7 protein-coding genes are annotated in these 7,527 nt (G+C 63.2%); 5 read left to right on the plus strand and 2 right to left on the minus strand.

What is annotated here, in order from left to right; translation table 11 throughout:
- The 4 genes from EOA60_RS11905 to EOA60_RS11920 form a co-directional block, all read left to right on the plus strand.
- Window positions 1–877: molybdopterin cofactor-binding domain-containing protein (locus tag EOA60_RS11905; protein ID WP_164899270.1), on the plus strand; the 877-nt coding region annotated here is incomplete at its 5' end.
- Window positions 878–1,281: 404 nt separating this feature from the next.
- Window positions 1,282–2,115 (plus strand): S-formylglutathione hydrolase, encoded by an 834-nt coding sequence (gene fghA, locus EOA60_RS11910; protein ID WP_095825728.1) that lies wholly within the window; start codon window positions 1,282–1,284, stop codon window positions 2,113–2,115.
- Between the two features lie 252 nt (window positions 2,116–2,367).
- A complete protein-coding gene (locus tag EOA60_RS11915; protein WP_095825727.1) occupies window positions 2,368–4,917 on the plus strand; it encodes a caspase family protein in 2,550 nt (849 codons plus the stop codon).
- Window positions 4,918–4,931: 14 nt separating this feature from the next.
- Window positions 4,932–5,222, plus strand: a complete 291-nt coding sequence (locus EOA60_RS11920) for a hypothetical protein (RefSeq protein WP_095825726.1) — start codon at window positions 4,932–4,934, stop codon at window positions 5,220–5,222.
- Window positions 5,223–5,295: 73 nt separating this feature from the next.
- On the opposite strand, the gene EOA60_RS11925 is transcribed toward EOA60_RS11920, so the two are convergent.
- A complete protein-coding gene (locus tag EOA60_RS11925) occupies window positions 5,296–5,793 on the minus strand; it encodes a hypothetical protein (protein WP_245322451.1) in 498 nt (165 codons plus the stop codon).
- Window positions 5,794–6,036: 243 nt separating this feature from the next.
- On the opposite strand from EOA60_RS11925, the gene EOA60_RS11930 reads away from it, so the two are divergent.
- Window positions 6,037–6,570 (plus strand): OmpA family protein, encoded by a 534-nt coding sequence (locus EOA60_RS11930; protein ID WP_206628128.1) that lies wholly within the window; start codon window positions 6,037–6,039, stop codon window positions 6,568–6,570.
- Window positions 6,571–6,624: 54 nt separating this feature from the next.
- Here EOA60_RS11930 and EOA60_RS11935 read toward each other — a convergent pair.
- Window positions 6,625–7,527: M23 family metallopeptidase (locus EOA60_RS11935; protein ID WP_164899271.1), on the minus strand; the 903-nt coding region annotated here is incomplete at its 5' end.

The following is a 7,527-nucleotide window of genomic DNA, read 5'->3' on the forward strand; positions in this document are numbered from 1 at the left end:
GATCGGCACCGGCGTCCGGACAGTGGCCGCCCAGATGGCCTCGGAACGTCTTGGCGTTTCGATCGACAAGGTGACCGTCGAAATGGGCGACAGCAGCCTGCCTCCGGCCCCGGTCTCAGGTGGTTCGATTTCCACCGCAAGCGTCTGCTCGGCGGTTCTGAAGGCTTGCGATGCCATCCGGGCGAAGCTCTCCGCCGGAGCCACGGCCGAAGGCGCCCCGCTTGCCGGCTCACATAACGAGGAACTGGACCTTGACGGCGGCAAGCTTGCGGCCAGGGGCGGAGCGTCCGCGAAGATCGAGGACGTCTTCAAGGCGATGCAAATTGGCGCGATCGAGGAATATGCCGAGTTTGCCCCGAAAGGTGCGACGCCTGAGGCAGTGAAGAAACTCTATGCCGGTCAGTCGGAATTCCATGGCGGCGATCAGGACGAGGACTCGGTGAAATACGCCTTCGGCGCGGAGTTCGTCGAAGTTCGCATCAACAGCTGTACTCGGGAAATCCGTGTGCCGCGCATCGTCGGCGCTTTCGCGGCCGGCCGCATCATGAACACGCGCACCGCGCGCAGCCAGCTGATGGGCGGCATGATCTGGGGCATCGGCCAGGCGCTGCATGAAGCGACCGAGGTCGACAGGCGCTATGCCCGCTACGTCAACCGCGACCTGCAGGATTACCTCGTGCCGGTCAACGCCGACATCAGGGACCTGCAGGTGATCCTGGTCCCGGAGCTAGACCACGCCGTCAATCCGGCCGGCGTCAAAGGCTTGGGCGAACTCGGCAATGTCGGCACCGCCGCCGCCGTTACCAGCGCGGTCTACCACGCGACGGGCAAGCGCATCCGCGATCTGCCGATCAGGATCGACCAGCTTATCGCTTGACGATGCGGCGAGCGGCAGCGCACCGCGATCTGCTCATCAATCCGCTGATTGCCGAGCCGCCGGTGCAATGCGAGCACCCCCACCCGCATTGCACCGTCGGACAGCTTCCGTTCACAACCCGTCGAATTTTCCCTGCCCGCTTGCCAGCGAGCGCCCCGCTTCGGTTTCGGCGAAGCAAAGGACAGAAAAGACTTCTTTTTGCGATCCGGCCCGGATGTTCTCTTGCCGACCCTAGAACACGCGAACGCTCGCCTGGGAGGCGACGCATAACGAGAGCGGCTCGAAATGTCCGCCCTTCCGCCGTTCGATCGCGCATCTGCGCCGTTTTGGCGAGGTGCAAGGTTGCGGGCGCCGGGTCCGGCAGCTATGTCGGGCCGGACATTCCCGGCGAGAAGGCAGAACCGATGAACGTCCTTTCCACGTCCAAATCGCACGGCGGCATCCAGGGCGTCTATTCGCACGCGTCGGAAGTCTGCGCTTGCGACATGACCTTTGCCGTCTTCGTGCCACCCCAGGCGAAGGACGGGCCTTTGCCGGTTTTGTGGTATCTCTCGGGGCTCACCTGCACCCATGCCAATGTCATGGACAAGGGCGAATACCGGCGCTTGGCGGCCGAGCTTGGACTCGTCGTCGTCTGCCCCGACACCAGCCCGCGCGGTCCGGACGTTCCCGATGAGAAGGACAATTGGCAGTTCGGCTGCGGCGCCGGCTTCTACATCGATGCCACGCAAGCGCCCTACGCGAAGAACTATCGCATGTACTCCTACGTCACCGAGGAGTTGCCGGCGCTTATTGAGGCCAAATTCCCGGTCGACATTTCGCGCCAGTCGATCTTCGGCCATTCGATGGGCGGGCACGGCGCGCTGACCATCGCGCTGAAGAACCCTGAGCGCTTCCGGAGCTGCTCGGCCTTCGCGCCGATCGTGCAGCCGACGACGGCGGGCTGGTCGCGGCCGGCGCTGGAAAAATATCTGGGATCAGACGAAAAGAGCTGGCGCGCCTGTGACGCCACGCTGCTCATCGAGGACGGCCATCGTTACGGCGAACTGCTCGTCGACCAGGGCAGCGCCGACGGCTTCCTCCAGGATGGTCTTCGTCCCTGGCTGCTCGAAGAGGCGTGCAAAAAGGCAGGCATCGCGCTGACGCTGCGCATGCAGGAGGGCTACGATCATTCCTACAATTTCATCTCGACCTTCATGGACGATCATTTGAAGTGGCACGCCGCGCGGATGGCATAGGCAGCGCAAACGCCCACCAGCCCTGAACCTGAAGTTGGATGGCCGCGACGCAATCCGGCGATCAAACGCGTCTTCTCATTGCGGTGAATAGGTCTCTGGAGTAATTTAGAACTTGGTTGGATGAGACGCATGCCCGCTGTCGTTATGCATGCGGTCTGCTCTGGTCCCGGCAGATTGTGAACTCTTTAACAGACCTCGGCGCCGCAAGCTGCGTTCCTGTGGCCGACAGGTCATAGCAGTTAAGGATTTGCCATGCTGCGATGCTGCGCGTTCCTTGCAGCCCTGGTTCTCGTGAGCTTCACGGCCTTCGAAGCTCATGCGGAGCGCAGGGTCGCCTTTGTGATCGGCAATTCCGAATACCGCGACATCCCGGCTCTCAAGAACCCGGACAAGGATGCCGAGGATGTGTCGAACACATTCCGCCTGGCCGGCTTCGACGTGTTCGTCGCCAAGGATCTCACCAAGCTTCGGTTCGAGGAGCAGTTCCGCAACTATCTCGCCGCGGCGGACGGTGCCGATCTCGCCGTCGTCTACTATTCGGGCCACGGTTTTCAGATCGGCGGCGAGAATTTCCTCATCCCGGTCGATGCCTCGCTCAAGGCCGCGGCCGACATCGAGGTCCAGGCGATCAAGCTCGACGACGTGCTGGAGCAGCTGCGGGCGAAATCGAAGATCCAGGTGATCATCCTCGATGCCTGCCGCAACAATCCGTTCCCGCGCAAGGACTATTGGTTGCGGGACCAGCTGATTGCCGCGGGCGGCACCGGACTTGCGCAGGTGAAGAGCTCGCTGAACACGCTGATTGCCTTCGCCACCGAGCCGGGAGCGGTCGCCTATGACGGAGCGAGCGATCTCAGTCCCTTCTCGTCCGCCTTCTCGCGTCGGGCGCTGGCGCCCAACCAGGAGATCCGCACGGTGATGGCGGCGGTTCGCCGCGACGTGGTCAAAGCCACCGATGGCAAGCAGGTTCCTTGGGAGAATTCGTCGCTGATCGACGAGGTGGTGCTGATGCGCCGCGCCAGTCGACCGGCACTGCCGCCGGTGCTGGAAAAGGTCGTGCCGTCGGGCGTCGGACCGGTGGCGCTTGACCTGCCGGAGCCGGTCGATGTCGACGGCGGCGCGGTCACCGTCAGCATCGAAAGGCCGCCGGCGCTTGGACGCCTGACGCTGGACGGCAAGCCTGTCGCTGTCGGCCAGCCGATTGCGGGCAAGGATCTGCCGCGTCTTAAGATGGACGTGCCGAAAGGATCCGGCGCGCAGGAAGAGGTCGACATGCTGGCCTATGCCACGCATGACAATTGGGGCGGTCAATCCCAAGGTATCCTGGTGTTTCGGGTCAAGAACGGGAACGCGGCCGAAGGGCAGCAGCTCATGGCTTCGCTCGAGGCCGAGCAGGAGCAGCAGGTGCTGGAGCGCGGCATTCACATCACCGGCGCCGCCGAGGCGATCGAGAACCGTGACGTAAGCGTCCCGATCGGTGTCGGCCCTGTGCCGCTGAAGCTCGTTTTTCCGACCAAGGATCCCACCGTCAGCGTGAAGCTTGCAAGCTATCCGGCAACGGGAACGCTGTCGCTGCCGGACCGGACCTTGTCTCCGGATTCAAGCCTGATGGCCGATGAAGTCGACCACTTGCGCTACGAACCCCAGATCGGCGCCGTCAAGCCGCTGAGCGTCGGCTTCGAAATAAGGGCCGACAACACGCCGTCGAAGCCGGCGACGATGAAACTGTCGCCAAGCGTCGACGCCTGTGACAGGGAGGCCGGCGAGCCTCTCGACCTGCAGGGCGTCGTCCCCGGCCTGCTGCCGAACGAAATCAGCAGCAACGCCGTGGATGTCTGCCGGGCAGCGGTGAAAGCCTATCCCGACATCGCCCGCTTCCGCTACCAGCTCGGGCGTGCGCTGCTTGTTGCCGGCAAGGTCGACGAGGCCAAGAAGGCGATCCAGGAGGCTGCCGACATGGGGCATGTCCGGGCGGTGTTCGAGCTTGGCTATCTCAACGCCACGGGAACGGGAATGCCCGTCAATCGCAAGCAGGCCAATACCTTCTATGCCGCAGCGTCCGACAAGGGCGATCCGTATGGAATGACCTCGTGGGGTCGCGCTTTGTTCAACGGCTATGGCGTCGATCGTGATGCCACCAAGGGCCTGGACCTGCTGCTCAAAGCGGCGGCGATGGGGCACACCTATGCCATGAACGACCTCGCCGCGATTTTTACGGAAGGTCGTAACGGCGTACCTGCCGATCCGGCTCGCGCCGTGGCCTTCCTCAAAGCGGGCGTCGAACGGCAGGACATGTATTCGATGAACCTGCTCGGCCGAAATTATCTCGCCGGCACTGGGGTTGAGAAGGATCCCAAGAGCGCGCTCGAACTCTTCCAGAAATCCATGGATCTCGGCCAACCCTACGCTCCCGGCAGCTTGGCGCGTATGTACAGGGACGGTGTCGGTGTGCAGCAGGACCTTGCTGAGGCGCAACGCCTTTTCGAGGTAGCGACCGACCGCGGTGATCAGTCGGCCGCATATGATCGCGCGGCTCTGGAACTGCAGCGGGGCGACAAGGCGGACCAGCCTCTCGCCGTACGTTACCTTGCTTTCGCGGCGGCGCTCGATGTTCGCAACGAAATTCCAGATGCCAAGGCCACGCTGGCGAAGTTCGGAGCTAAAGCGAAAACGGCGGCCCTGAAACAGCTGCGTGGGGAACTCAAATCAAAGATTTCGGCGGAGGGCTCGTTGGACGTTCAACTGGTCAAGACGGCCAGAGCGGTCTGGGAGCAAGCCAATCCGCGTCGGGACTTGTTCTGATCAACAAGGAGGCAATGGTGGGCAGGGCATCGAAACTGGCAATCATCGCAACATTCCTAACTGGAGTTCTGGCTGTCGCGGGGTGCACCGCCGTGACGCCCCAGGTCGAATCGGAGCCGATGACGAAGCAAAAAGTCGTTCGGACAACGACCACGCCAAAGGTGATCAAGCAGAAGAAGGTCACCGCGAAGAAGCCGATCGAACCGGCGGAGGTAACAACTGAAGCTCCGCCTCCAGTTATTCCAGCGATGGGCGGAGGCGGTAGCGGCGGCAATAGTGGTGGTGGCGGCGGCTGGGGAGGTTGACCCCAAGGGGCGCAAGGCGGCTATACGTGATCGCCGACATTCGAGCAGGCTTGGCTGGTTTGAGCAGGCTTGGCTAGTAAGCATCGGCCGATTGCTGCTGCGCCTCCATCTCCGCCATCTCGATGCCCATTTCGACGAAGGCTGAAAGCACGGTAAACCGGTCCGCGAGCGATACCCGCGCAAGGCCTGCCAGTATCCCCGCGCTGACGGCATGGGCGGTCGGAAATTCGGCTGTCGCCTGATCGACGCCCGAGTCGCCGTCGCGCCAGCCTGCTGCCAAAGCGATCCAGGAAACCGGCGTCGCGGGCGGCACCTCAACGGCCTGGGCCACCGCCTCGCGATGGTCGGGGTTGCCGGGTTCGCCGACCCAGTCGCCGACGAGCGCCAGCAATTCGAGGTCCCTGTCGCCGAGGAGCTCGGCAAGGTTGCTCAGGCACTCATGCGCCCACCAGATCGCGGCCCGCTCCGGCAGAAGATAGGCGCAGAAGGTGATTGCCTCCTCCGGAACGCGTCCAGCGAGCAGCGCGCGGCAAAACTCGATCGAGGGCTGGTCTGTCGGGACCGCTTTCATGTCCCGGGCGATGGCGGGGCAAGCGCTGAAGAGATCCCGCGCCGTCCTGAACCGGAGCCCCCTCGCCATGGCTGCCACGCCCTTATTAGGAATAGGGATACTGAAGCCGCGGCGGAGGCGCTGGTCAAGCGTTAGCTTTAGCAAATGACGGGCGCACGCAGCGTGTGTTTGTTCACAGACAATCGGCGCGAGATTTGCTATCGTCCGCCGCAGCGAAATCCGCTCAAACAGGGAGTAACGGTCATGCGGTGGGCCAGTTCAGCCTTTGCATTGGCGGCCGTGCTTTTTTCGACGCACGTTTCCGCTGATCCGCTTCAGAAATCCGAAGATATCGTGAAGTTCTTCACCGGCGCGGGCAATCTCGGCGCGACGCGCGGCATCTGCGTCGGCACTGAAGAAGAGTGCAAGAGCAAGAACGACCAGACCGCGGCCCCGACCAAAACCGGGCTCGACATGATGATCAATTTCGCGCTGGATTCCGCCCAGCTCGACCAGACCGCGCGCACCGAGCTCGACGAGTTCGCCAAGGCGCTGAAAGACAACCGGCTGAGTTCGTTCAGCTTCGTTGTGGAAGGCCACACCGATGCTTCGGGTTCGGATCGCTACAATCAGGAGCTTTCGCAGCGCAGGGCGAAATCGGTTGCCGCATTCCTGACCGCGAACGGCGTACAGGCCACCCGGCTGGAAGCGATTGGTCTCGGCATGTCGCACCCGCGCGTCGCCGATCCCTACGATCCGGTCAACCGCCGGGTCGAGATGCGGATCAGGACGGAATAAGCCGCACGAATCACTCACGCTGCGAACAGCGACCGACGGTAGCGCGACAGGGCCTCAAAGGGTGGCCTGGATCGAGCTTATCAGGGCCGTGACGGCTTGCTTGTATTTCTCGAACTCCGGCGATGTCTGTCGGACCTGGGTCGTGGTCGTCTGCTGGTTCTGATCGGACGACGCCAAGCGGGTCACCTTCTGACCCATTTTCCGCTCGGCCCAGTCGGCGACGTAGCTGGTGGTCTTTCCGGTAAGGAAAGGGTTGGCCTGGATCACGGCGGAGCCGAGCACTGCGCTCAATTGCGCCGAGCCGGGCGCCGCCAGCACCTGGGCAGCACCTTCCATGCCCAGGAAATGGCAGAGATAGAGCCGCCCGGCGGTGATCTGGTGGCCGCGGGCGCGAAGATAAGCTTCGCCCTCGCGCGCCAGATTGCGCACCATCTCGCGCGACAGTGTGGCATCGTAGCGGAGCGCGAGCAGGTCGGCGGTCGACAGCGAGCGGGCGAGATCGGGCCGATAGGTATTCATCATCCGGATCCAGGTCTTGGTGATGAACTGACCGGCACCGGTCGCCGAGGAGAGCGGGTTCTTGGCTCGCGCTTTGCCGCCGCTTTCGACATGGACGATGCGGTCGGTCAGCGTCTCGACGGCAGCATCGCCGTAGCCGCCGCCGGCGCCGCCGGAAGCATAGGTGGCGACCGTGGTGACCGTACCCAGCGGATCGATCGCCTGGCCGCTCTGGTAGAGCTCGAAATGCAGGTGCGGGCCGGTCGAAAGTCCGGTGGTGCCGATATAGCCGATGACGTCGCCGGCCTTCACCTTGGTGCCGACGCCGCTCGCGATGGCGAATTTCTGCATATGCGCGTAGCGCGTCTCGCGCCCGTTGGCATGGGTAATCTTCACCAGATTGCCATAGCTGCCGCCATCGCCCTGGAAGGTGATTTCGCCGTCGAAGGCGGCCATGAT

It is taken from the genome of Mesorhizobium sp. M1A.F.Ca.IN.020.06.1.1, assembly GCF_004023265.1.
Classification (GTDB): Bacteria; Pseudomonadota; Alphaproteobacteria; order Rhizobiales; family Rhizobiaceae; genus Mesorhizobium.